This window comes from Streptomyces sp. NBC_01439 (assembly GCF_036227605.1).
Taxonomy (GTDB): domain Bacteria; phylum Actinomycetota; class Actinomycetes; order Streptomycetales; family Streptomycetaceae; genus Streptomyces.
The window spans coordinates 7,480,080-7,503,772 of the sequence record NZ_CP109487.1; the positions used below are offsets into that span (position 1 = coordinate 7,480,080).

Consider the following 23,693-nt stretch of genomic DNA (forward strand, 5'->3'; position numbering starts at 1 on the left):
CGCCCACCGCAAGCTGGTTGGGTGGGCGGCCGACCCTGTGCTACACCAATCAACTTCCCTTCTCGGCCTGTTCGCGCACCTTTTCCGCGATCTGCGGCGGCATCGGTTCGTGGCGTGCGTACGCCCGCGCGAAGCGGCCCGTGCCGTGCGAGACGGAGCGGAGCTCGACGGCGTAGCGGCCGATCTCGATCTCCGGGATCTCGGCGCGGACCCGGGTGCGCCCCGGCGTGGCCTGGTCGGTGCCCACGACACGGCCGCGGCGGCCGGCCAGGTCGCTCATGACGGGGCCGACGTACTCGTCGGGGACGACGACGGCGAGCTCGGCGACCGGTTCGAGGAGGTCGATCCGGGCCTCGGCGGCGGCCTCCCGCAGGGCGAGGGCGCCGGCCGTTTGGAAGGCCGCGTCGGAGGAGTCCACCGAGTGCGCCTTGCCGTCGAGGAGGGTGATGCGCACGTCGACCAGCGGATAGCCGGCGGCGACCCCGCGGGCCGCCTGGGTCCGTACGCCCTTTTCCACGGACTGGATGAACTGGCGGGGCACGGAGCCGCCGACGACCTTGTCGACGAACTCGATGCCGCTGCCGGGCGGGAGCGGTTCCACCTCGATCTCGCAGATGGCGAACTGGCCGTGGCCGCCGGACTGTTTGACGTGCCGGCCGCGCCCGGCGGCCTTGGCCCCGAAGGTCTCGCGCAGGCTCACCTTGTGCGGGACGGGGTCGACCTGCACGCCGTAGCGGGTGCGCAGCCGCTCCAGGGCGACGTCCTGGTGGGCCTCGCCGAGGCACCACAGGACGACCTGGTGGGTGTGCGGGTTCTGCTCCAGCCGCATGGTCGGGTCCTCGGCGACGAGCCGGGCCAGGCCCTGGGACAGCTTGTCCTCGTCGGCCTTGCTGTGCGCCTCGATGGCGAGGGGGAGCAGGGGGTCGGGCATGGTCCACGGCGCCATGAGGAGCGGGTCGTCCTTGGCGGAGAGGGTGTCGCCGGTCTCCGCGCGGGTCAACTTGGCCACGCAGGCCAGGTCTCCGGCGATGCACCGGGTGAGGACGCGCTGCTGTTTGCCGAAGGGGGAGGAGAGGGTGCCGACCCGCTCGTCGACATCGTGGTCCTCGTGACCGCGGTCGGCGAGGCCGTGCCCGCTGACGTGGACGGTCTCCTCGGCCTTCAGGGTGCCGGAGAAGACGCGTACGAGGGAGACCCGGCCGACGTAGGGGTCGGAGGAGGTCTTGACGACCTCGGCGACGAGGGAGCCGTCGGGATCGCAGGTGACGTCCGGGCGGGCGGCGCCGTCGGGGCGGGTGACGGTGACGGCGGCGCGCTCCAGGGGGGTGGGGAAGCCGCCGGTGACCAGTTCCAGGACTTCCACGGTGCCCAGGCCCTGGCGGGCGCCGTCGGCGGCGGGGGCGGCCATCAGGACGGGGTGGAAGGTGCCGCGCGCCACCGCCCGCTCCAGGTCGTCGACGAGGGTCTTGAGATCGATCTCCTCGCCGCCCAGGTAGCGGTCCATGAGGCTCTCGTCCTCGCTCTCGGCGATGATCCCCTCGATCAGCCGGGCGCGGGCGTCGGTGATGAGGGCGAGCTCGGCCGGGTCCGGGTCGCGCTCCACGCGCGTGCCGGAGGCGTACTCGTAGACGCGCTGGGAGAGCAGGCCGAGCAGGCCGGTGACGGGGGCGTGCCCGTCGGGGCCGGGCGGGCCGTGCAGGGGGAGGTAGAGGGGGATCACCGCGTCGGGGTCGTCGTCGCCGAAGATCTCGCCGCAGACGGTGGTCATCTGCGCGTAGTCGGAGCGGGCGGCTTCCAGGTGGGTCACGACGATGGCGCGGGGCATGCCGACGGCTTCGCACTCGTCCCAGACCATGCGGGTGGCGCCGTCGATCCCGTCCGAGGCCGAGACGACGAAAAGGGCCGCGTCCGCGGCGCGCAGACCGGCCCTGAGTTCCCCGACGAAGTCGGCGTATCCGGGGGTGTCCAGGATGTTGATCTTGATTCCGCCCCATTCGACGGGGACGAGGGACAGTTGGACGGAGCGCTGCCGGCGGTGCTCGATCTCGTCGTAGTCGGAGACGGTGGCGCCGTCCTCGACCCGGCCGGCCCGGTTGACCGCTCCTGCGGTCAGGGCGAGGGCTTCGACCAGCGTGGTCTTGCCGGATCCGCTGTGGCCGACCAGCACGACGTTCCGAATGGACGAGGGGCGGTCGGCCGTCAGTGCCCTGCCGGCGGCTCCGGCTTGGTGTGATGTGGCTCCCATGATGCTCGTGCCTCCCGGTGGTGACGGTGAGGAGGGTCGGGTGGTGTGGGGGATAGGTGTCCGGATCGGGTGTCCCGGCCGCCTCCGCGGAGGCGGAACGCGGGATTCTTCGAGCTTTGCACTGGTGTCACATCCCGTCCATACGTCGTACCGGGGAGGTACCGGGGGCCCACCGGAGGCGGTCCGGGGCGTGAAGTACGTCTTACGTGACACGAACCGGTGGGTGCGCGGCGTTCGCGCGGTGGCGTGCTGGCTACGATGGGCCAGCCGGTGGCCGTGGTGGCCGTGCGGCCCAGCGACCCTCCGGGAAGGCCATGCTGAACAAGTACGCGCGTGCATTCTTCACGCGTGTTCTCACGCCATTCGCCGCATTTCTGCTCCGGCGGGGGGTGAGCCCGGACGCGGTCACCCTGATCGGCACGGCCGGAGTGGTGGCCGGCGCGCTGTGGTTCTTCCCCCGCGGCGAGTTCTTCTGGGGCACGATCACGATCACCCTCTTCGTCTTCTCCGACCTGGTGGACGGGAACATGGCCCGCCAGGCCGGTGTCTCCAGCCGGTGGGGAGCCTTCCTCGACTCCACCCTCGACCGGGTGGCGGACGCGGCGATCTTCGGCGGCCTCGCGCTCTGGTACGCGGGCAACGGGAACGACAATGCACTGTGCGCGGTGGCGATCTTCTGCCTGGCCAGCGGTCAGGTGGTCTCGTACACCAAGGCGCGCGGCGAGTCGATCGGGCTGCCGGTGGCCGTCAACGGGCTCATCGAGCGGGCCGAGAGGCTGGTGATCTCGCTGGTCGCGGCCGGCCTGTCCGGGCTGCAGACCTTCGGTGTGCCGTCCTGGATCGGCGTGCTGCTGCCGATCGCGCTGTGGATCGTGGCGGTGGGCTCGCTCGTCACCCTGATCCAGCGGGTGGTCACCGTGCGCCGCGAGTCGGCCGAGGCCGACGCGGCGGCCGCGTCCGCCGAAGGCGGCGCGGCCTGATGGGCGCCATACAGGACAAGCTGGTCGACTCGCTGTACGGACTCGGCTGGGCCGGTGTCAAGAAGCTGCCCGAACCGGCCGCCGTGGCCCTGGGCCGGCGCATCGCCGACTTCGCGTGGAAGCGGCGCGGCAAGAGTGTGCTGCGGCTGGAGTCGAACCTGGCCCGGGTGGTGCCCGACGCCGGTCCGGAGCGGCTGCGCGAGCTGTCGCAGGCGGGCATGCGCTCGTACATGCGGTACTGGATGGAATCCTTCCGGCTGCCGACCATGGACCCGGAGCGCTTCAGCACCGACGTCGAGTTCCGGGACGAGCACCTGCTGCGCGAGGCCCTCGACTCCGGGCGCGGCGTGGTCGTGGCCCTGCCGCACCTCGCCAACTGGGACCTCGCCGGGGCTTGGGCCATCGGTCACATGGAGGCGCCCTTCACCACGGTCGCCGAGCGGCTGAAGCCCGAGACCCTCTACGACCGCTTCGTGGCTTACCGGGAGAGCCTGGGCATGGAGGTCCTGCCGCACAGCGGCGGCGCCGCCTTCGGCACCCTCGCCCGGCGGCTGCGCTCCGGCGGCCTGGTCTGCCTGGTCGCGGACCGGGACCTGTCGGCCTCCGGGGTCGAGGTGGACTTCTTCGGCGCCACGGCGCGCATGCCGGCCGGGCCGGCGCTGCTGGCCCAGCAGACCGGCGCGGTGCTGCTCCCGGCGACCCTGCACTACGGCGACACGCCGAAGATGTACGGCCGGATCCACCCCGAGGTAGAGGTGCCGAAGACCGGGACCCGGACCGAGAAGACCACCCTCATGACCCAGGCGATGGCGGACGCCTTCGCCTGGGGCATCGCCGAGCACCCGGAGGACTGGCACATGCTGCAGCGGCTGTGGCTGGACGACCTGGAGGAGCGCCCGTAGTGAAGATCGGCATCGTGTGCCCGTACTCGTGGGACGTGCCGGGTGGCGTCCAGTTCCACATCCGGGACCTGGCGGAGCACCTGATCCGCCTCGGCCACGAGGTGTCGGTGCTCGCCCCGGCGGACGACGAGACCCCGCTGCCGCCGTACGTGGTCTCGGCCGGGCGGGCGGTGCCGGTCCCGTACAACGGCTCGGTGGCCCGGCTGAACTTCGGCTTCCTGTCGGCGGCCCGGGTACGGCGCTGGCTCCACGACGGCACCTTCGACGTGATCCACATCCACGAGCCGGCCTCGCCCTCGCTGGGGCTGCTGTCCTGCTGGGCGGCGCAGGGGCCGATCGTGGCGACCTTCCACACCTCGAACCCCCGGTCCCGGGCGATGATCGCGGCGTACCCGATCCTGCAGCCGGCCCTGGAGAAGATCAACGCGCGGATCGCGGTGAGCGAGTACGCGCGGCGCACGCTGGTGGAACACCTGGGTGGCGACGCGGTCGTCATCCCCAACGGCGTCGACGTGGACTTCTTCGCCAAGGCCGAGCCCAACCCCGACTGGTCGGGGCAGACCCTGGGCTTCATCGGCCGGATCGACGAGCCCCGCAAGGGCCTGCCGGTGCTGATGGCGGCCTTCCCGAAGATCGTGGAGGCCTGCCCGGACGTACGGCTGCTCGTGGCGGGCCGCGGCGACGAGGAGGAGGCGGTCGCCTCCCTGTCCGCGGACCTGCGCAAGCGGGTCGAGTTCCTCGGCATGGTCTCGGACGAGGACAAGGCGCGGCTGCTGCGCAGCGTGGACGTGTACGTCGCCCCGAACACCGGCGGCGAGAGCTTCGGCATCATCCTGGTCGAGGCCCTGTCGGCGGGCGCGGCCGTGCTCGCCTCCGACCTGGACGCCTTCGCCCAGGTCCTGGACCAGGGCGGGGCGGGCGACCTCTTCGCCAACGAGAACTCCGACGCGCTGGCGACGGCGGCGATCGCCCTGCTGCGGGACCCGGAGCGCCGGGCCGGGCTCAGCGCCCGCGGCTCGGCGCACGTGCGCCGCTTCGACTGGTCCACGGTCGGGGCGGACATCCTGGCCGTCTACGAAACGGTGACGGACGGCGCCGCGGCGGTGGCCGCGGACGAACGCGTCCCGCTCCGCACCCGCCTGGGCTTCTCGAAGGACACCACGTCCTCCTGAGGATTCTCCTGAGGGGTCACCACCCGGCGGAGACGACCTGATCGGGCCGGCCGCCGGGGGCGACGGCCACCTCGTGGACCACGCCGTCCGAGGTGGTCAGCCGGATCCGGTCGGGGGCCGTCCAGACGGCCTCGCGGAGCTCGTTGCCGGTGGCGTCGCCGTTGAAGTAGCCGACGGCCCAACGGCGCTCCCGGGGCCAGCTGCCCTGCTGGACGTACACATACCACAGCGGGTCGATCATGGCCGAGCCCTCTTCGACGACCAGGCGACGGTCGTCCCGTCCGGGGGCCGTCAGGCTCTGCGTCTGCTCCTGCCCACCGGCCAGCATGGCCAGCATGGTGGCGAGGCTCATGACCATGACTCCGAGAATGGCCACCGGGAGTCCCAGGGCGAGGCGCGTCGCCGTCTTCCGTGCTCCCAGCAGGATCCCCCCGACCAGGGCGACCAGCGTCACCCAGCCCATGGCGACGAAGTGGCCGTGCACCTGGTTCATCACGACGAGCCCGCCGTCCGAACCGCCCCAGACGTGGGCGGCCAGGGTGGCCGCCACGAGTGCGGCGGCCACCGCGAGCAGTGCGCGTGCCGTTGTTCTGCGGTGCGGCTTCATATGTCCTGTCCCCCCGATGTTTATGGATCATGGACCTTACTGGTCCGGGGGCGGCCCGGACCAGGCCCGATGGAGGCCGGGGCCGCGCGGAGCGGTAGGGTCGCGCAGCGTGATCGAAACCCTTGTCTGGATCGCCCTGGCTCTCGGAGTCATCGGGGTCTACCTCAGCTGGACCGCCGGCCGGCTCGACCGGTTGCACTCGCGGATGGACGCCGCGCGGGCCGCGCTCGACGCCCAGCTCGTGCGGCGGGCCTCCGTCGTGCTGGAGGTGGCCACCTCCGGGGTGCTCGACCCCGCCTCCTCCCTGGTGCTCTACGAGGCAGCGCACGCCGCCCGGCAGGCCGAGGAGGACCACCGCGAGGTGGCCGAGAGCGAACTCAGCCAGGCACTGCGGGCGGTCTTCGCCGATGCCGACCAGGTCGACGTGCTCAAGGCGGCCCCCGGTGGGGCCGAGGCCACGGAGGAGCTGGCGGCGGCCGTCCGCCGGGTTCCGATGGCGCGGCGCTTCCTCAACGACTCGGTACGGGCCGCCCGCGCGCTGCGTCGGCACCGCAAGGTCCGCTGGTTCAGACTGGCGGGACACGCGCCGTTCCCGCTCGCCTTCGAAATGGACGACGAGCCCCCGGTGGATCTTGCAGACCGGCCGACCTAGGCCTTCGAGGGGCTTCCAAGGGCCGCGAGGGATAAATCAAGGAGCCACAGGCTCCACATTGGCCCTTGTAGTGGACTGATCCCCTGGGGTTTCCTCAGCCGAGTAGTACGAGCAGTACCCCGTCTTCCTTCCGAGTGAGGTCAATCCGTGAGCACGCTTCCCACCTCCCCCCAGTCCGCCGAGTCGGCGATCGGCACCTCGCGCGTCAAGCGCGGCATGGCCGAGCAGCTGAAGGGCGGCGTGATCATGGACGTGGTCAACGCCGAGCAGGCGAAGATCGCCGAGGACGCCGGCGCCGTGGCCGTCATGGCCCTGGAGCGGGTTCCGGCCGACATCCGCAAGGACGGCGGCGTCGCGCGCATGTCCGACCCGAACATGATCGAAGAGATCATCGAGGCCGTCTCGATCCCGGTCATGGCCAAGTCCCGCATCGGCCACTTCGTCGAGGCCCAGGTCCTGCAGTCCCTCGGTGTCGACTACATCGACGAGTCCGAGGTCCTGACCCCGGCCGACGAGGTCAACCACTCCGACAAGTGGGCGTTCACCACCCCCTTCGTCTGTGGCGCCACCAACCTGGGCGAGGCCCTGCGCCGCATCGCCGAGGGCGCGGCCATGATCCGCTCGAAGGGCGAGGCCGGCACCGGAAACGTCGTCGAGGCCGTCCGCCACCTGCGCCAGATCAAGAACGAGATCGCCCGCCTGCGCGGCTACGACAACAACGAGCTGTTCGCCGCCGCCAAGGAGCTGCGCGCCCCGTACGAGCTCGTCAAGGAAGTTGCCGAGCTCGGCAAGCTCCCGGTCGTGCTGTTCTCCGCCGGTGGCGTCGCCACCCCGGCCGACGCCGCGCTCATGCGCCAGCTCGGCGCCGAGGGCGTCTTCGTGGGCTCCGGCATCTTCAAGTCGGGCGACCCGGCCAAGCGCGCCGCCGCCATCGTGAAGGCCACCACCTTCTACGACGACCCGAAGATCATCGCGGACGCCTCCCGCAACCTGGGCGAGGCCATGGTCGGCATCAACTGCGACACCCTCCCCGAGGCCGAGCGCTACGCCAACCGCGGCTGGTAATCCGATCATGACGAACACCCCCGTGATCGGTGTCCTGGCCCTCCAGGGCGACGTGCGGGAGCACCTGATCGCCCTGGCCGCGGCGGACGCCGTGGCCAGGCCGGTCCGGCGTCCCGAGGAGCTCGCCGAGGTCGACGCCCTGGTGATCCCCGGCGGCGAGTCCACCACCATGTCGAAGCTCGCCGTGCTGTTCGGCATGCTGGAGCCGCTGCGCGAGCGCGTGGCGGCCGGGATGCCCGTGTACGGCACCTGCGCCGGCATGATCATGCTCGCGGACAAGCTCCTGGACGGCCGTGAGGACCAGGAGACCCTGGGCGGCATCGACATGATCGTCCGCCGCAACGCGTTCGGCCGCCAGAACGAGTCCTTCGAAGCGAAGGTCGACTTCGCGGGCATAGCGGGCGGTCCGGTCGAGGGCGTCTTCATCCGCGCGCCCTGGGTCGAGTCCGTCGGCGCCGCCGCCGAGGTGCTCGCCACGTACGACGGCCACACGGTCGCCGTGCGCCAGGGCAACGTCCTCGCCACCTCGTTCCACCCCGAGCTGACCGGAGACGACCGCGTTCACGCGTACTTCGTCGACATGGTGCGCGCGGGGCTGTAACGGGCTCCCGGTAGGATCGGAGACGAACACTGTTGGTGACGCGAAGGAGACAGGCAGATGTCCGGCCACTCTAAATGGGCTACGACGAAGCACAAGAAGGCCGTGGTTGACGCCAAGCGCGGCAAGCTCTTCGCGAAGCTGATCAAGAACATCGAGGTCGCGGCCCGTATGGGCGGTGCCGACATCGATGGCAACCCGACGCTCTTCGACGCCATCCAGAAGGCCAAGAAGAGCTCGGTCCCGAACAAGAACATCGACTCCGCGGTCAAGCGCGGCGGTGGGCTCGAGGCCGGCGGCGCCGACTACGAGACGATCATGTACGAAGGCTACGGTCCGAACGGTGTCGCGGTGCTCATCGAGTGCCTCACCGACAACCGCAACCGTGCCGCGTCCGACGTGCGCGTCGCCATGACCCGCAACGGCGGTTCGATGGCCGACCCTGGCTCGGTCTCGTACCTGTTCAACCGCAAGGGCGTCGTCCTGCTGCCCAAGGGCGAGCTCTCCGAGGACGACGTCCTGGAAACGGTGCTCGACGCGGGTGCCGAAGAGGTCAACGACCTCGGCGACAGCTTCGAGATCATCAGCGAGGCCACCGACATGGTCGCGGTCCGCACCGCGCTCCAGACGGCCGGCATCGACTACGACTCGGCGGACTCCAACTTCCTGCCGACCATGCAGGTCGAGCTGGACGAAGAGGGCGCGCGCAAGATCTTCAAGCTGATCGACGCGCTGGAGGACAGCGACGACGTGCAGAACGTCTTCGCCAACTTCGACGTCTCGGACGAAGTCATGGAGAAGGTCGACGCCTGACCGAGCGTCAACGGTGGGCCGACGGGGACACCCCGTCGGCCCACCGTCGTTTCCGTCCCCGGCACTCTCGGCGCGCCCCTCTGCCCGGCGGGTCGGTCCGTGCTGTCGGTGCACTGTCACAGGCGGCCGGTAGCCTGCACACCTGCGCGAAGAAGGAGGTGGCGGTGGTGCGAGTGCTCGGTGTTGACCCCGGGCTGACGCGGTGCGGTGTCGGCGTCGTCGAGGGGGTGGCCGGACGGCCGCTGACCATGCTCGGCGTGGGAGTCGTACGGACGCCCGCGGACGCCGAGTTGGGCCACCGGCTCGTCGCCATCGAGCAGGGCATCGAGGAATGGCTCGACGCTCACCGGCCCGAAGTCGTCGCGGTGGAACGGGTGTTCAGCCAGCACAACGTCAGCACCGTGATGGGCACCGCCCAGGCGAGCGCCGTCGCGATGCTGTGCGCCGCCCGCCGCGGAATACCGGTCGCCCTGCACACCCCCAGCGAGGTCAAGGCCGCCGTCACCGGCAGCGGCCGGGCCGACAAGGCCCAGGTCGGCGCCATGGTCACCCGGCTGCTGAGGCTGGACGCACCACCCAAACCGGCGGACGCCGCCGACGCCCTCGCCCTCGCCATCTGCCACATCTGGCGGGCCCCCGCCCAGAACCGCCTCCAGCAGGCGGTCGCCCTGCACGCCTCGAAAGGCCGTACCCGATGATCGCCTTCGTCAGCGGCCCGGTCGCCGCACTCGCCCCCACCCTTGCCGTCATCGAGGTCGGGGGAGTGGGCATGGCCGTGCAGTGCACGCCCACCACCATCGCCGGCCTGCGGATGGGGGAGCAGGCCCGGCTGGCCACCTCCCTCGTCGTGCGCGAGGACTCGCTCACCCTGTACGGCTTCGCCGACGACGACGAGCGCCAGGTCTTCGAGATCCTGCAGACCGCCAGCGGGGTCGGACCGAGGCTCGCCCAGGCGATGCTCGCCGTGCACAGCCCCGACGCGCTGCGGCTGGCCGTCTCCACCGGCGACGAGAAGGCGCTCGTGGCGGTGCCGGGCATCGGCAAGAAGGGCGCCCAGAAACTACTCCTCGAACTGAAGGGCAAGCTGGGGGCTCCACTGGGTAGCAGCGGCCTCGTGGGCGCGCAGCGCGCCGCGGCCTCCGGGCCCGCCCCCTGGACCGAGCAGCTCTCCGCCGCCCTGATCGGCCTCGGCTACGCCTCGCGCGAGGCGGAGGACGCGGTCGCGGCGGTGACGCCGCAGGCCGAGGCCGCCATCGCCGCCGGCGGTTCGGCCCCCGTTCCGCAGCTCCTGCGGGCGGCCCTCCAGTCCCTGAACCGGGCCCGCTGACCCCTGCGCCCGCGTTCGGCCCCGCCGGCGATCGAGGAGCGGGTCCGGGCAGCGCCCGGGAACGGCGAAGGGGCGGGGCGGGGGGAACGCCCCGCAGGGACCGGCCGCAGGCGACCGACCACCGTACGAACCGAGAAGGCAGACTGACAGCGTGAACTGGGAAGACGAGAGCGACGACCGGATCGTGGCGGCCGCCGCCGACGGCGAGGACACCGCCGTCGAGGCGGCGCTGCGCCCCAAGGACCTCGGCGAGTTCGTCGGCCAGGAGAAGGTCCGCCAGCAGCTGGACCTCGTCCTGAAGGCCGCCAAGCAGCGCGGAGCCACTGCCGACCACGTCCTGCTCTCCGGCGCGCCCGGCCTCGGCAAGACCACCCTTTCCATGATCATCGCGGCCGAGATGGGCGCGCCCATCCGCATCACCTCCGGCCCCGCCATCCAGCACGCGGGGGACCTGGCGGCGATCCTCTCCTCCCTCCAGGAGGGCGAGGTCCTCTTCCTCGACGAGATCCACCGCATGTCCCGGCCCGCCGAGGAGATGCTCTACATGGCCATGGAGGACTTCCGCGTCGACGTGATCGTCGGCAAAGGACCCGGTGCCACCGCGATCCCGCTGGAGCTGCCGCCCTTCACCCTGGTCGGCGCCACCACCCGGGCCGGACTGCTGCCCCCGCCGCTGCGGGACCGCTTCGGCTTCACCGGGCACATGGAGTTCTACGCCCCCGAGGAGCTGGAACGCGTCATCCACCGCTCCGCCCGCCTCCTCGACGTGGAGATCGACACCGCCGGCGCCGCCGAGATCGCCGGCCGCTCCCGCGGCACCCCGCGCATCGCCAACCGGCTGCTGCGCCGCGTCCGCGACTACGCCCAGGTCCGGGCGGACGGCGTGATCAACCGCGAGGTGGCCGGTACCGCCCTCCAGGTGTACGAGGTGGACGGGCGCGGCCTCGACCGACTGGATCGCGCCGTTCTCGAAGCCCTGCTCAAGCTCTTCGGCGGCGGACCCGTGGGCCTGTCCACCCTCGCCGTGGCCGTCGGCGAGGAGCGGGAGACCGTGGAGGAGGTGGCGGAACCCTTCCTGGTCCGCGAGGGGCTGCTCGCACGTACCCCCCGGGGGCGGGTGGCGACGCCCGCCGCATGGGCCCACCTGGGGCTCGTCCCCCCGCAGCACGGCGGGAGTGGATCAAGCGGACAACAGGGCTTGTTCGGGGCCTGACGGCGCGGAGGTTCGACCCCTCAGGAACTGCGGTGCCATGCTGGGCGTTGTTCCATCGGTGCGGACTCGCCTAGACTCCGCCGATGCCGACCCTTCGGGTCGGTGTGCCCACCCCCGTAGAAAAGGCCGCCGTCCGCGTGCGGTCGTGCGAAGGATCTCCGTCCCGTGAATCTCGTGACACTCCTCCCGTTCATCGTGCTCATCGGGGCGATGTTCCTGATGACCCGCTCCGCGAAGAAGAAGCAGCAGGCAGCCGCGCAGATGCGCGACCACATGACGCCCGGCACCGGCGTCCGCACCATCGGCGGCATGTACGCCACGGTGAAGGAGATCGGTGACGACACGGTCACCCTGGAGCTGGCTCCCGGCGTCCACGCGATCTTCGCGAAGAACGCCATCGGTGCCGTTCTGGAGGACGCGGAGTACAACCGCATCGTCCACGGCATCGACGACGACGAGGCGACCGACACGCCGGTCGTCCCGGACGACGCCTCCTCGCTGACCGATGCCCCGAAGACGGACCTCACCAAGGGCGAGGACGAGGCTCCGGGGCTCGACCTGGGCAAGAAGGACGAGGACGCGCCCAAGGGCGACGGCGAGCCCAAGGACGGCAAGTCCGACGGCGAGGCCGGCGCGAAGTAACGCGCCGCGGGGGACCGTGGAGGCGCCCGACCGGCGACCGGCACGGTCCCCGTCTGTGACACTTCTGCGGGGGGCAGGGGTCCCCACCACACATTTCGTGGCCGTCCCCGCGCTGACCCGGCGCGGGACGGTTGGACAGGGAGAAACGACAAGGTGGCAGCACCGAAGAAGGGCCGGCGGCCCACGGGGGCTCAGGGGAGGCCGGGGCGCGCCCTGGCGATCATCCTGATCGCGATGGTGGCGCTCACCGCTGGGATGTTCCTCTCCAAGCAGACGACTCCCAGGCTGGGCATCGACCTCGCCGGCGGCACGAGCATCACGCTCAAGGCCAAGAGCGAGCCCGGCAAAGAGAGCGCCATCAACGAGACCAACATGAACACGGCGGTCGGCATCATCGACCGCCGCGTCAACGGTCTCGGCGTGTCCGAGGCGGAGGTCCAGACCCAGGGTCGCGACCACATCATCGTGAACATCCCCAAGGGGACGAACGAGCAGCAGGCGCGCGAGCAGGTCGGTACCACCGCCCAGCTGTACTTCCGCCCGGTGCTCGCCTTCGCGGACGGCTCCCCGGCCGCTCCCGAGGGCACTGCGAGCCCGAGCCCGAGCCCGTCCGCGAGCGGCTCCGGCGCTCCCAAGGCCGGAGACGGCAAGACCAGCCCCTCCGCCAGCCCGTCGTCCAGCGCCACTTCCCAGGGCCGTGCGCTCAGCGAGGCCCTCAAGGCCCCGGCCGCGCCCACTCCCTCGCCCTCGGCGAGCGAGTCGAAGAAGGCAGACGACACCAAGGCCCCGTCGCCCTCCGCATCCGCCTCCGCGCCGGCGACCGGCGACGAGGCCGCCGCAGCGGCCCTCCAGGCCAAGTTCGCGGCGCTGGACTGCAACGACGAGGCGCAGCGCGCCGCCGCCGGCGCGGGCGCCAAGCCCGAGGAGCCGATGGTCGCCTGCGGCCAGCGCGGTACCGCCTGGGGCAAGTGGATCCTCGGTCCGGCCCAGGTCAACGGCCAGGACGTGAAGGACGCCAAGGGTCAGATCGATCCCCAGCGCGGCCAGTGGATCGTCACCATGCAGTTCACCGACAAGGGCGCCGACAAGTTCGCCAAGATCACCGGTGAGCTGGCCACCAAGCAGATGCCGCAGAACCAGTTCGCCATCGTGCTCGACGGGCGGGTCATCTCCGACCCCTCCGTGAGCCAGGCGCTGACCGGCGGCAACGCCGAGATCTCGGGCGGCTTCACCCAGCAGTCCGCGCAGGACCTGGGCAACATGCTCTCGTACGGCGCCCTGCCGCTCACCTTCACCGAGGACAGCGTCACCACCGTCACCGCCGCGCTCGGCGGCGAGCAGCTGAAGGCCGGCCTGATCGCCGGCGCCATCGGCCTGCTCCTCGTGGTGATCTACCTGCTGGTGTACTACCGGGGCCTGGCGTTCATCGCCATCGTCAGCCTCATGGTCTCCGCGATCCTGACCTACACGATCATGTCGCTGCTCGGAAAGGGCATCGGTTTCGCGCTGAACCTGCCGGCGGTCTGCGGTGCGATCGTGGCGATCGGCATCACGGCGGACTCGTTCATCGTGTACTTCGAGCGCATCCGCGACGAGATCCGCGAGGGGCGCACACTGCGTCCGGCCGTCGAGCGCGCCTGGCCGCGCGCCCGTCGCACGATCCTGGTCTCCGACTTCGTGTCGTTCCTGGCCGCCGCGGTGCTGTTCATCGTCACGGTGGGCAAGGTCCAGGGCTTCGCGTTCACACTGGGTCTTACGACCCTGCTCGACGTGGTCGTGGTGTTCCTCTTCACCAAGCCCGTCATGACACTGGTGGCGCGTACGAAGTTCTTCGCCAGCGGTCACCCGTGGTCCGGGCTGGACCCGAAGCGGCTGGGCGCCAAGCCTCCGCTCCGCCGGTCCCGCCGTACCGGTTCCGCCCCCGCCCCCGTCGACGCAAAGGAGGCGTGAGAGATGTCGAAGCTGGGAGATCTCGGCGCCAAGCTGTACCGCGGTGAGGTCGGCTACGACTTCGTCGGCAAGCGCTTTCTCTGGTACGGCGTTTCCATCCTGATCACCATCACGGCGATCGTCGCCCTGGCCGTCCAGGGCCTCAACATGGGCATCGAGTTCAAGGGCGGTGCCGTCTTCACCACCTCGAAGTCCTCCATTTCCGTGGCCAAGGCGACGGAAGTAGCGGAGAAGGCCTCGGGCCACGACGCGATCGTCCAGCAGCTCGGCACCGGCGGCCTGCGCATCCAGATCTCCGGTCTGGACACCGCCGCCGCGACCGACGTCAAGAAGACCCTCGCCGCCGACCTCAAGGTCAGCGAGGCCGACATCAACGCCGACCTGGTCGGCCCCAGCTGGGGCGAGCAGATCGCGAACAAGGCCTGGACCGGTCTCGGCGTCTTCATGGTCCTCGTGGTGATCTATCTGGCCATCGCCTTCGAGTGGCGGATGGCGGTCGCGGCGCTGATCGCGCTGATCCACGACCTCACCATCACCGTCGGTGTGTACGCGCTCGTCGGCTTCGAGGTCACGCCGGGCACGGTCATCGGTCTGCTGACGATCCTCGGTTACTCCCTCTACGACACCGTCGTCGTCTTCGACGGTCTCAAGGAGGGCTCGAAGGACATCACCAAGCAGACCCGCTGGACGTACAGCGAGGTCGCCAACCGCAGCATCAACGGCACCCTGGTCCGCTCGATCAACACCACGGTCGTCGCGCTCCTCCCGGTCGCCGCGCTGCTGTTCATCGGCGGTGGCTTCCTGGGCGCCGGCATGCTGAACGACATCTCGCTGTCGCTGTTCGTCGGCCTCGCGGCCGGTGCGTACTCCTCGATCTTCATCGCGACCCCGCTGGTCGTCGACCTCAAGGAGCGTGAGCCGGCGATGAAGGCGCTCAAGAAGCGGGTGCTCGCCAAGCGGGCGGCCGCGGCGGCCAAGGGCGAGTCCCCGGACGAGGCCTACGCGGCCGAGGACGAGCCGCAGGTCGTGGCGCAGGGCCGGCCGGGGCGGCGACGTTGACCGCGCCGCTGTCCGAGGACGCCCGGGAGCTGCTCCTCAGCCGGATCAAGGACGTGGCGGACTATCCGAAGCCGGGCGTGATGTTCAAGGACATCACCCCGCTGCTGGCGGACCCCGAGGCGTTCGCCGCGCTGACGGACGCACTGGTGGAGCTGGCCGGCCGGTACGGCGCGACGAAGATCGTCGGCTTGGAGGCGCGCGGGTTCATCCTCGCGGCTCCGGTCGCCGTGCAGGCCGGGATCGGCTTCGTGCCGGTGCGCAAGGCCGGAAAGCTGCCGGGCGCGACGCTCGCGCAGTCGTACGAGCTGGAGTACGGCACCGCGGAGATCGAGGTCCACGCCGAGGACCTGTCGGCCGGTGACCGGGTCATGGTCATCGACGACGTGCTGGCCACCGGCGGTACGGCCGAGGCCTCGCTCTCGCTGATCCGGCGGGCCGGTGCGGAGGTCGCGGGCGTGGCGGTGCTGATGGAGCTGTCCTTCCTCCCCGGGCGGGCCAAGCTGGCGCCCGCGCTGGGCGAGGCTCCGCTGGACGCGCTGATCGTGGTCTGAGTTCTGTTCTGCCGAGGCGGCGGGCATCCGGGAGGTTCCGGGTGCCCGCCGCTTTCGTGTGCGGCGCCGCTGCCGGGGGGCGCCCCCGGACCCGCGCGCCTCAAATGCCGACGGGGCTGACGAGATCCGCGGCTCATCCCCGCACACCGGCGGGGCCTCGGGGAACGGGGTGACGCAACGCTCGCTACCATGGGTTGTCCGGACCGGACACGGGCACCGGATCCTCCCCCAGACGCCGTTCGGGGGGACCCCCGTGAGGAGCGCTCTTGCCAGACGAGGTCCAGCCAATCTCCGCCGCGCAGCCCGACCCGCAGGCCGAGCAGACCACGGCGGCCCCCGCCACGCCCCCGCCGGCCCCGCCGGTGCCGCCGGTCAAGCCCGCGCCGTCGAAGTCCGCCGGGTCCTCCAACCGGGTGCGCGCCCGTCTCGCCCGGCTCGGCGTGCAGCGCTCGAACCCGTACAACCCGGTGCTGGAGCCGTTGCTCCGCATAGTCCGCAGCAACGACCCGAAGATCGAGACGTCGACGCTGCGCCAGTTGGAGCAGGCCTACCAGGTGGCCGAACGTTGGCACCGCGGCCAGAAGCGCAAGAGCGGCGACCCGTACATCACCCATCCGCTCGCGGTGACCACCATCCTCGCCGAGCTCGGCATGGACCCCGCCACCCTCATGGCCGGTCTGCTGCACGACACCGTCGAGGACACCGAGTACGGCCTCGAAGACCTGCGCCGTGACTTCGGCGACGCCGTGGCCCTCCTCGTCGACGGCGTCACCAAGCTGGACCGGGTGAAGTTCGGCGAGGCCGCCCAGGCGGAGACCGTCCGCAAGATGGTCGTGGCGATGGCCAAGGACCCGCGCGTCCTGGTCATCAAGCTCGCCGACCGGCTGCACAACATGCGCACCATGCGCTACCTCAAGCGGGAGAAGCAGGAGAAGAAGGCCCGCGAGACCCTCGAGATCTACGCCCCGCTGGCGCACCGGCTGGGCATGAACACGATCAAGTGGGAGCTCGAAGACCTCTCCTTCGCGATCCTCTACCCGAAGATGTACGACGAGATCGTGCGCCTGGTCGCCGAGCGCGCGCCCAAGCGCGACGAGTACCTCGCCGTCGTCACCGACGAGGTGCAGGTCGACCTCAGGGCCGCCCGCATCAAGGCCACCGTGACGGGCCGCCCGAAGCACTACTACAGCGTCTACCAGAAGATGATCGTCCGCGGCCGTGACTTCGCGGAGATCTACGACCTGGTGGGCATCCGCGTCCTCGTCGACACCGTCCGGGACTGCTACGCGGCCCTGGGCACCGTGCACGCGCGATGGAACCCGGTCCCCGGCCGGTTCAAGGACTACATCGCGATGCCCAAGTTCAACATGTACCAGTCGCTCCACACGACGGTCATCGGACCCAGCGGCAAGCCCGTCGAGCTGCAGATCCGCACCTTCGACATGCACCGCCGCGCCGAATACGGCATCGCCGCGCACTGGAAGTACAAGCAGCAGACCGTCGCCGGCACCTCCAAGGTCCGCACCGACGTCCCGCAGGCCGCCAAGGGCAGCGCCGGCCAGGACACGGTCAACGACATGGCCTGGCTGCGCCAGCTGCTGGACTGGCAGAAGGAGACCGAGGACCCGGGCGAGTTCCTCGACTCGCTGCGCTTCGACCTCTCCCGCAACGAGGTCTTCGTCTTCACCCCCAAGGGCGACGTCATCGCGCTGCCCGCCGGAGCCACCCCCGTGGACTTCGCGTACGCCGTCCACACCGAGGTCGGCCACCGGACGATAGGGGCCAGGGTCAACGGCCGGCTCGTCCCGCTCGAGTCCACGCTCGACAACGGCGACCTGGTCGAGGTCTTCACCTCCAAGGCCGAGGGCGCCGGCCCGTCCCGCGACTGGCTCGGCTTCGTCAAGTCACCGCGGGCCCGCAACAAGATCCGCGCCTGGTTCTCCAAGGAGCGCCGCGACGAGGCCATCGAGCACGGCAAGGACGCCATCGCCCGGGCCATGCGCAAGCAGAACCTGCCGATCCAGCGCATCCTGACCGGCGACTCGCTCGTGACCCTCGCGCACGAGATGCGCTACCCCGACATTTCCTCCCTGTACGCGGCGATCGGCGAGGGCCACGTGGCCGCGCAGGGCGTCGTACAGAAGCTGGTGGCGGCCCTCGGCGGCGAGGAGGCGGCCAACGAGGACATCGAGGAATCGATCCCGCCGGCGCGCGGCCGCAAGCGGCGCACCAACGCGGACCCGGGCGTCGTCGTCAAGGGCGTCGAGGACGTGTGGGTCAAGCTGGCCCGCTGCTGCACCCCGGTACCGGGCGACCCGATCATCGGCTTCGTCACGCGCGGCAGCGGCGTATCGGTTCACCGCGCGGACTGCGTCAACGTCGACTCGCTCTCCCAGCAGCCCGAGCGGATGCTCGAGGTCGAGTGGGCGCCCACCCAGTCCTCGGTCTTCCTGGTCGCCATCCAGGTCGAGGCCCTGGACCGGTCCCGGCTGCTGTCGGACGTCACCCGGGTCCTCTCCGACCAGCACGTCAACATCCTCTCGGCGGCCGTCCAGACCTCCCGCGACCGGGTGGCCACCTCCCGGTTCACCTTCGAGATGGGCGACCCCAAGCACCTGGGGCACGTCCTGAAGGCCGTCCGGGGCGTCGAGGGCGTCTACGACGTCTACCGCGTGACCTCGGCCAGGCGGCCGTAGGCACGCCGCCGTGGGTACACCACACGAAGGGCGGCCCCGGTACGCGTTCCGCGTACCGGGGCCGCCCCTTTGGTGAAGACCGCCCGAGGCACCGGTTCCGGCGCCGGGGGCGGCAATCAGCGCAATCAGCCGCCGAACTCCTCCAGGCCCTTCAGGGCCTGGTCCAGCAGGGCCTGGCGGCCCTCCAGCTCGCGCGACAGCTTGTCGGCCTTGGCGTTGTTGCCCGCCGCGCGTGCCGCGTCGATCTGCTCACGCAGCTTGTCCACCGCCGCCTGGAGCTGGCCCGTCAGACCGGCCGCACGGGCCCGCGCCTCCGGGTTCGTACGACGCCACTCGCCCTCCTCGGCCTCCTGGATCGCCCGTTCGACCGAGTGCATGCGGCCCTCGACCTTCGGCCGGGCGTCCCGCGGCACGTGACCGATGCCCTCCCAGCGCTCGTTGAGGGAGCGGAACGCGGCACGGGCCGCCTTCAGGTCCGTCACGGGCACGAGCTTCTCGGCCTCGTCGGCCAGCTCCTCCTTGAGCTTCAGGTTCTCGATCTGCTCGGCGTCACGCTCCGCGAAGACCTCGCTGCGGGCCGCGAAGAACACGTCCTGCGCACCGCGGAACCGGTTCCACAGGTCGTCCTCGGACTCGCGCTGCGCCCGGCCCGCCGCCTTCCAGTCGGCCATCAGCTCGCGGTAGCGGGCCGCCGTCGGACCCCAGTCGGTCGACTTCGACAGCGACTCGGCCTCGGCGACCAGCTTCTCCTTGACCTTGCGGGCATCCTCGCGCTGCGCGTCCAGCGAGGCGAAGTGCGCCTTGCGGCGCTTGGAGAAGGCCGAGCGCGCGTGGGAGAACCGGTGCCACAGCTCGTCGTCCGACTTGCGGTCCAGCCGCGGCAGCCCCTTCCAGATGTCCACCAGGGCGCGCAGCCGCTCACCCGCACTGCGCCACTGGTCGCTCTGGGCCAGCTGCTCGGCCTCGACGACCAGCGCGTCCTTGGCCGCGCGGGCCTCGTCCGTCTGCTTGGCCTTCGCTACCTTGCGCTCCTCGCGCCGGGACTCCACGGTCGTGACCAGCTTGTCCAGCCGCACGCGCAGGGCGTCCAGGTCACCCACGGCATGGTGCTCCTCCACCTGCGTACGCAGGTGGTCGATCGCCGTCTGGGCGTCCTTGGCGGACAGATCAGTGGTCCGCACCCGCTTTTCGAGGAGGCCGATCTCGACCACCAGGCCCTCGTACTTGCGCTCGAAATAGGCCAGGGCCTCCTCAGGGGTGCCGGCCTGCCACGATCCGACGACCTGCTCGCCATCGGAAGTACGCACGTACACGGTGCCCGTCTCGTCGACTCGGCCCCACGGGTCGCTGCTCACAGCGCCTCCTCCACCTGATGCCTTGCGAGGGGTTCACCCCCTGGGCATCGTCCACAGTTTCCTGGGGCGGGCAGCGCCCGCCCTGCACAACGCCAACATAGGCGACCGCCGGGCCGGCTGTCCGCATCACGCACGACGCAATATCGGCGTACGGGATGCGGGCCGGCCGGGCCCGGGGTCGGCGCACCGGGTCAGTTCTGCGTGACCGTGCCCTTCTCGATCTTCACCTCGGTCTTGGGAGCGCCGTCCTGGCCGCCGTCGACCGTACCGGCCTTCGCGATCTCCTCGAGGACCTTGAGGCCGGCCGCGTCGATCTTGCCGAACGGCGTGTACGTCGGCGCCAGCGGGCTGTCCTTGTAGACCAGGAAGAACTGGCTGCCGCCCGAGCCCGGCTGGCCCGTGTTCGCCATCGCCACCGTGCCGGCCGGGTAGACGACCTGGCCGTTCGCGTCGGCCTTGCCCAGCGAGTCCAGGTTCTCGTCCGGGATGTTGTAGCCCGGGCCGCCGCGGCCGGTGCCCTCGGGGTCGCCGCACTGGAGCACGAAGATCCCGCCGGCCGTCAGCCGGTGGCACTTGGTGTTGTCGAAGTAGCCCTTGTCGGCGAGCGACTTGAAGGAGTTCACGGTCTGCGGGGTCTTGGCCGCGTCCATCGCGAAGTTGATGTCACCCGCGCTGGTCTTCAGCGCGAAGGTGTACTTCGCCTTCTGGTCGATCGCCATCTCCGGCGAGGGGGACTGCTTGGGCGCGGGCTCGCTTGCCGATGCCGAGGGGTTCGCGGACGGGTCCGCGGCCTGGTCCTTCTTGTCCTTGTCGAAGACACCGCCCACGATCAGGCCGACCAGCGTCGCGATCACCACGGCCACGGCCGCGCCGATCACCGCCGCACGCTGGCGCCCCTTCTTCCGGGCCTCGGCGCGGCGCTTCTGCTGGCGCTCGTACTTCTCCCTGGCGAGCTGTCGCCGCCGCTGATCGCTCGTGACCACCGGGTCGTCTCCTTGTACGTGTCTGATACTGCTGTCCGGGCTGGGCTAAGGCCGTACCGTATATGGGTTCGCTGTGTAATGAGCGGCGCCGGTAGGCTCTGAGCAGCAGGATTCCTGTCTACGACCTCCCGCCTGATGATGATTGAGGACGAACGTGCTGATTGCCGGGTTCCCCGCAGGCGCTTGGGGCACCAACTGCTACGTGGTCGCCCCCGCCGCCGGTGAGGAGTGCGTCATCATCGACCCGGGCCATCAGGCCGCCCGGGGCGTCGAGGAGACGCTGAAGAAGCATCGGCTCAAGCCCGTCGCGGTCGTGCTGACCCATGGCCACATCGATCATGTGGCCTCGGTGGTCCCGGTGTGCGGAGCACACGACGTACCGGCCTGGATCCACCCCGAGGACCGCTACATGATGAGCGACCCGGAGAAGGCCCTCGGCCGCTCCATCGGGATGCCGCTCATGGGCGAGCTGACCGTGGGGGAGCCGGACGACGTACGAGAACTGGCCGACGGCGCCACCCTGAAATTGGCCGGAATGGACTTCTCCGTGGCGCACGCGCCGGGCCATACCAAGGGGTCGGTGACCTTCCGGATGCCCGAGCTGGCCGACGTCCCGCCGGTCTTCTTCTCGGGCGACCTGCTCTTCGCCGGCTCCATCGGACGCACCGACCTGCCCGGCGGCTCCCACGCCGAGATCCTCGAATCGCTGGGCCGCGTGTGCCTGCCGCTCGACGACTCGACCGTGGTGCTGTCCGGCCACGGTCCCCAGACCACCATCGGCCGCGAGCGCGCGACCAACCCGTACCTTCGGGAAGTCGCCGCCGGGCTCGGAGACGGCACCGCCGCTCCACGACGAGGAATGTGACGAGAGTTTCGTGAGCACTTTCAAGGCCCCCAAGGGCACGTACGACCTGATCCCGCCGTACTCGGCCAAGTACCTGGCGGTCCGCGACGCCATCTCCGCCCCGCTGCGCAAGGCCGGGTACGGCTACATCGAGACGCCGGGCTTTGAAGACGTGAACCTGTTCGCCCGAGGTGTCGGCGAGTCCACCGACATCGTCACGAAGGAGATGTTCACCCTCACCACCAAGGGTGGCACCAACCTCGCCCTGCGCCCGGAGGGCACCGCCTCCGTGCTGCGCGCGGCCCTGGAGGCCAGCCTGCACAAGCAGGGCAACCTCCCGGCCAAGCTCTGGTACTCGGGCTCCTACTACCGCTACGAGCGACCGCAGAAGGGTCGTTACCGCCACTTCTCGCAGGTGGGTGCCGAGGCGATCGGCTCCGAGGACCCAGCCCTGGACGCCGAGCTGATCATCCTGGCCGACCAGGCCTACCGCACCCTCGGGCTGTCGAACTTCCGCATCCTGCTGAACTCGCTCGGCGACAAGGAGTGCCGCCCGGTCTACCGCGAGGCGCTCCAGACCTTCCTGCGCGGCCTCGACCTCGACGAGGAGACCGTCCGCCGGGCCGAGATCAATCCGCTGCGCGTGCTCGACGACAAGCGGGCCGAGGTGCAGAAGCAGCTCGTCGGTGCCCCCGTGCTGCGGGACTACCTGTGCGACGCCTGCAAGGCGTACCACGAGGAGGTGCGGGAGCTGATCACGGCTGCCGGCGTCGTCTTCGAGGACGACGAGAAGCTGGTGCGCGGACTGGACTACTACACCCGCACCACCTTCGAGTTCGTCCACGACGGTCTGGGCGCGCAGTCCGCGGTGGGCGGAGGCGGCCGGTACGACGGACTGTCCGAGATGATCGGCGGACCGGCCCTGCCCTCGGTGGGCTGGGCGCTCGGCGTGGACCGCACGGTCCTGGCCCTGGAGGCCGAGGGCATCGAGCTGGACATCCCGGCGACGACCACGGTCTTCGCCGTGGCCCTCGGAGAGGCCAAGGCGACCGTGTTCGGCCTGGTGACGCAGCTGCGCAAGGCGGGCGTCGCGGCCGACATGTCCTACGGCGGCAAGGGCCTCAAGGGCGCCATGAAGGACGCGAACCGGAGCGGTGCCCGCTTCGCGGTCGTGGTCGGTGAGCGGGACCTCGCCGAGGGCGTCGTCCAGCTGAAGGACATGGAGTCCGGCGAGCAGGCGGCCGTGCCCGTCGACGAGCTGGTCGACACGGTCCGGGCCCGCCTCGCCTGACGGCGACGCTTCGCACGCGCACGGGACGGGGCCGGGGATCTTTCCCCGGCCCCGTCCGTTCACAGGCTCGTACGGCACAATGGCCCGTGCTTGATCACCTGGCAGATGTGGAGCGGGCGGTATGACGACACGAAGCGCGGACGCGGACACCGCCCGGGGCAGGACCGTCGGGGGGAGCCGGGCCCTGGCCCTGCTGCTGGTGATCACCGGAGCCGCGGGCCTGCTCGCCGCCTGGGTGATCACGATCGACAAGTTCAAGCTGCTGGAGGACCCGACCTTCAAGCCCGCCTGCAGCCTCAACCCGATCGTCTCCTGCGGCAACATCATGACGAGCGATCAGGCATCGGCCTTCGGCTTCCCGAACCCGATGCTCGGACTCGTCGCCTACGGCATCGTGATCTGCGTCGGCATGAGCATGCTGGCCGGTGCCTCGTTCCGCCGCTGGTACTGGCTGACCTTCAACGCCGGCACCCTCTTCGGCGTCGTCTTCTGCACCTGGCTCATGTACCAGTCGCTCTACAACATCAACTCCCTCTGCCTGTGGTGCTGCCTGGCTTGGGTCGCCACGATCTTCATGTTCTGGTACGTCACCGCGCACAACGTCCGCGAGGGGCTGCTGCCGGCCCCGGGCTGGCTCAAGGCCTTCCTCGACGAGTTCACCTGGGTCCTGCCCGTCCTGCACGTCGGGATCATCGGGATGCTGATCCTGACCCGCTGGTGGGACTTCTGGACCTCCTGAGCGCGGGCG

General features: G+C 70.6%; 22 protein-coding genes. 18 read left to right on the plus strand and 4 right to left on the minus strand.

Going from position 1 to position 23,693, the window contains the following annotated elements; genetic code table 11:
- Positions 1-49: 49 nt before the first annotated feature.
- Positions 50-2,245 carry an elongation factor G-like protein EF-G2 gene (locus tag OG207_RS34115; protein WP_329103957.1) on the minus strand — a complete coding sequence of 732 codons (2,196 nt, stop codon included), beginning with the start codon at positions 2,243-2,245 and terminating at the stop codon, positions 50-52.
- A 314-nt stretch (positions 2,246-2,559) separates the two neighbouring features.
- Between OG207_RS34115 and pgsA the strand changes: the two genes are divergently transcribed.
- Genes pgsA through OG207_RS34130 form a run of 3 tightly spaced genes read left to right on the plus strand, consistent with a single transcriptional unit; the run spans position 2,560 to position 5,299 of the window.
- Positions 2,560-3,225 (plus strand): phosphatidylinositol phosphate synthase, encoded by a 666-nt coding sequence (gene pgsA / locus OG207_RS34120; protein ID WP_329103959.1) that lies wholly within the window; start codon positions 2,560-2,562, stop codon positions 3,223-3,225.
- Positions 3,225-4,127, plus strand: a complete 903-nt coding sequence (locus tag OG207_RS34125) for a phosphatidylinositol mannoside acyltransferase (protein ID WP_329103961.1) — start codon at positions 3,225-3,227, stop codon at positions 4,125-4,127. Before pgsA ends, OG207_RS34125 begins: the two co-directional genes overlap by 1 nt.
- Positions 4,127-5,299: a glycosyltransferase family 4 protein gene (locus tag OG207_RS34130; RefSeq protein WP_329103963.1), complete on the plus strand. Its 1,173-nt coding sequence runs from the start codon at positions 4,127-4,129 to the stop codon at positions 5,297-5,299. The genes OG207_RS34125 and OG207_RS34130 overlap by 1 nt, the downstream gene beginning before the upstream one ends.
- Before the next feature lie 16 nt (positions 5,300-5,315).
- Here OG207_RS34130 and OG207_RS34135 read toward each other — a convergent pair whose 3' ends face one another.
- The gene (locus OG207_RS34135) at positions 5,316-5,906 is read right to left on the minus strand and encodes a hypothetical protein (RefSeq protein ID WP_329103965.1); all 591 of its coding nucleotides are present in this window, start codon (positions 5,904-5,906) and stop codon (positions 5,316-5,318) included.
- A gap of 109 nt (positions 5,907-6,015) precedes the next feature.
- Here OG207_RS34135 and OG207_RS34140 point away from each other — a divergent pair, with 109 nt between their 5' ends.
- From OG207_RS34140 to OG207_RS34195, 12 genes are all read left to right on the plus strand, one after another.
- A complete protein-coding gene (locus tag OG207_RS34140) occupies positions 6,016-6,558 on the plus strand; it encodes a membrane protein (RefSeq protein ID WP_030010553.1) in 543 nt (180 codons plus the stop codon).
- A 147-nt stretch (positions 6,559-6,705) separates the two neighbouring features.
- Positions 6,706-7,623 (plus strand): pyridoxal 5'-phosphate synthase lyase subunit PdxS, encoded by a 918-nt coding sequence (gene pdxS, locus OG207_RS34145; RefSeq protein ID WP_030706266.1) that lies wholly within the window; start codon positions 6,706-6,708, stop codon positions 7,621-7,623.
- Positions 7,624-7,630: 7 nt separating this feature from the next.
- On the plus strand, positions 7,631-8,224 hold the full coding sequence (gene pdxT / locus OG207_RS34150) for a pyridoxal 5'-phosphate synthase glutaminase subunit PdxT (RefSeq protein ID WP_327386385.1): 594 nt from the start codon (positions 7,631-7,633) through the stop codon (positions 8,222-8,224).
- Positions 8,225-8,281: 57 nt separating this feature from the next.
- Positions 8,282-9,034: a YebC/PmpR family DNA-binding transcriptional regulator gene (locus OG207_RS34155; protein WP_329103969.1), complete on the plus strand. Its 753-nt coding sequence runs from the start codon at positions 8,282-8,284 to the stop codon at positions 9,032-9,034.
- Between the two features lie 167 nt (positions 9,035-9,201).
- Positions 9,202-9,732: a crossover junction endodeoxyribonuclease RuvC gene (ruvC, locus tag OG207_RS34160; RefSeq protein ID WP_329108103.1), complete on the plus strand. Its 531-nt coding sequence runs from the start codon at positions 9,202-9,204 to the stop codon at positions 9,730-9,732.
- Positions 9,729-10,361, plus strand: coding sequence for a Holliday junction branch migration protein RuvA (ruvA, locus tag OG207_RS34165; protein ID WP_329103971.1), 633 nt, complete (start codon positions 9,729-9,731; stop codon positions 10,359-10,361). The genes ruvC and ruvA overlap by 4 nt, the downstream gene beginning before the upstream one ends.
- A 151-nt stretch (positions 10,362-10,512) precedes the next feature.
- Positions 10,513-11,574 (plus strand): Holliday junction branch migration DNA helicase RuvB, encoded by a 1,062-nt coding sequence (gene ruvB / locus OG207_RS34170; protein ID WP_329103973.1) that lies wholly within the window; start codon positions 10,513-10,515, stop codon positions 11,572-11,574.
- A gap of 165 nt (positions 11,575-11,739) precedes the next feature.
- Positions 11,740-12,216: a preprotein translocase subunit YajC gene (gene yajC, locus OG207_RS34175; RefSeq protein ID WP_329103975.1), complete on the plus strand. Its 477-nt coding sequence runs from the start codon at positions 11,740-11,742 to the stop codon at positions 12,214-12,216.
- 153 nt (positions 12,217-12,369) lie between these two features.
- On the plus strand, positions 12,370-14,166 hold the full coding sequence (gene secD, locus OG207_RS34180; protein WP_329103977.1) for a protein translocase subunit SecD: 1,797 nt from the start codon (positions 12,370-12,372) through the stop codon (positions 14,164-14,166).
- A 3-nt stretch (positions 14,167-14,169) separates the two neighbouring features.
- On the plus strand, positions 14,170-15,225 hold the full coding sequence (gene secF / locus OG207_RS34185) for a protein translocase subunit SecF (RefSeq protein WP_329103979.1): 1,056 nt from the start codon (positions 14,170-14,172) through the stop codon (positions 15,223-15,225).
- Complete coding sequence (locus OG207_RS34190) at positions 15,222-15,776, plus strand: adenine phosphoribosyltransferase (protein ID WP_329103981.1); 555 nt, start codon at positions 15,222-15,224, stop codon at positions 15,774-15,776. The genes secF and OG207_RS34190 overlap by 4 nt, the downstream gene beginning before the upstream one ends.
- A 266-nt stretch (positions 15,777-16,042) precedes the next feature.
- A complete protein-coding gene (locus tag OG207_RS34195; protein WP_329103983.1) occupies positions 16,043-18,472 on the plus strand; it encodes a RelA/SpoT family protein in 2,430 nt (809 codons plus the stop codon).
- A 125-nt stretch (positions 18,473-18,597) separates the two neighbouring features.
- On the opposite strand, the gene OG207_RS34200 is transcribed toward OG207_RS34195, so the two are convergent.
- Positions 18,598-19,827: a DUF349 domain-containing protein gene (locus tag OG207_RS34200; protein WP_329103985.1), complete on the minus strand. Its 1,230-nt coding sequence runs from the start codon at positions 19,825-19,827 to the stop codon at positions 18,598-18,600.
- Positions 19,828-20,018: 191 nt separating this feature from the next.
- Positions 20,019-20,810: a peptidylprolyl isomerase gene (locus OG207_RS34205; RefSeq protein ID WP_329103987.1), complete on the minus strand. Its 792-nt coding sequence runs from the start codon at positions 20,808-20,810 to the stop codon at positions 20,019-20,021.
- A gap of 154 nt (positions 20,811-20,964) precedes the next feature.
- Here OG207_RS34205 and OG207_RS34210 point away from each other — a divergent pair, with 154 nt between their 5' ends.
- From OG207_RS34210 to OG207_RS34220, 3 genes are all read left to right on the plus strand, one after another.
- Positions 20,965-21,675, plus strand: a complete 711-nt coding sequence (locus OG207_RS34210) for an MBL fold metallo-hydrolase (protein WP_329103988.1) — start codon at positions 20,965-20,967, stop codon at positions 21,673-21,675.
- A gap of 10 nt (positions 21,676-21,685) precedes the next feature.
- Positions 21,686-22,945: a histidine--tRNA ligase gene (gene hisS, locus OG207_RS34215; protein ID WP_329103990.1), complete on the plus strand. Its 1,260-nt coding sequence runs from the start codon at positions 21,686-21,688 to the stop codon at positions 22,943-22,945.
- Between the two features lie 121 nt (positions 22,946-23,066).
- Positions 23,067-23,684 (plus strand): vitamin K epoxide reductase family protein, encoded by a 618-nt coding sequence (locus tag OG207_RS34220; protein ID WP_329103992.1) that lies wholly within the window; start codon positions 23,067-23,069, stop codon positions 23,682-23,684.
- The last annotated feature ends 9 nt before the right edge of the window (positions 23,685-23,693 follow it).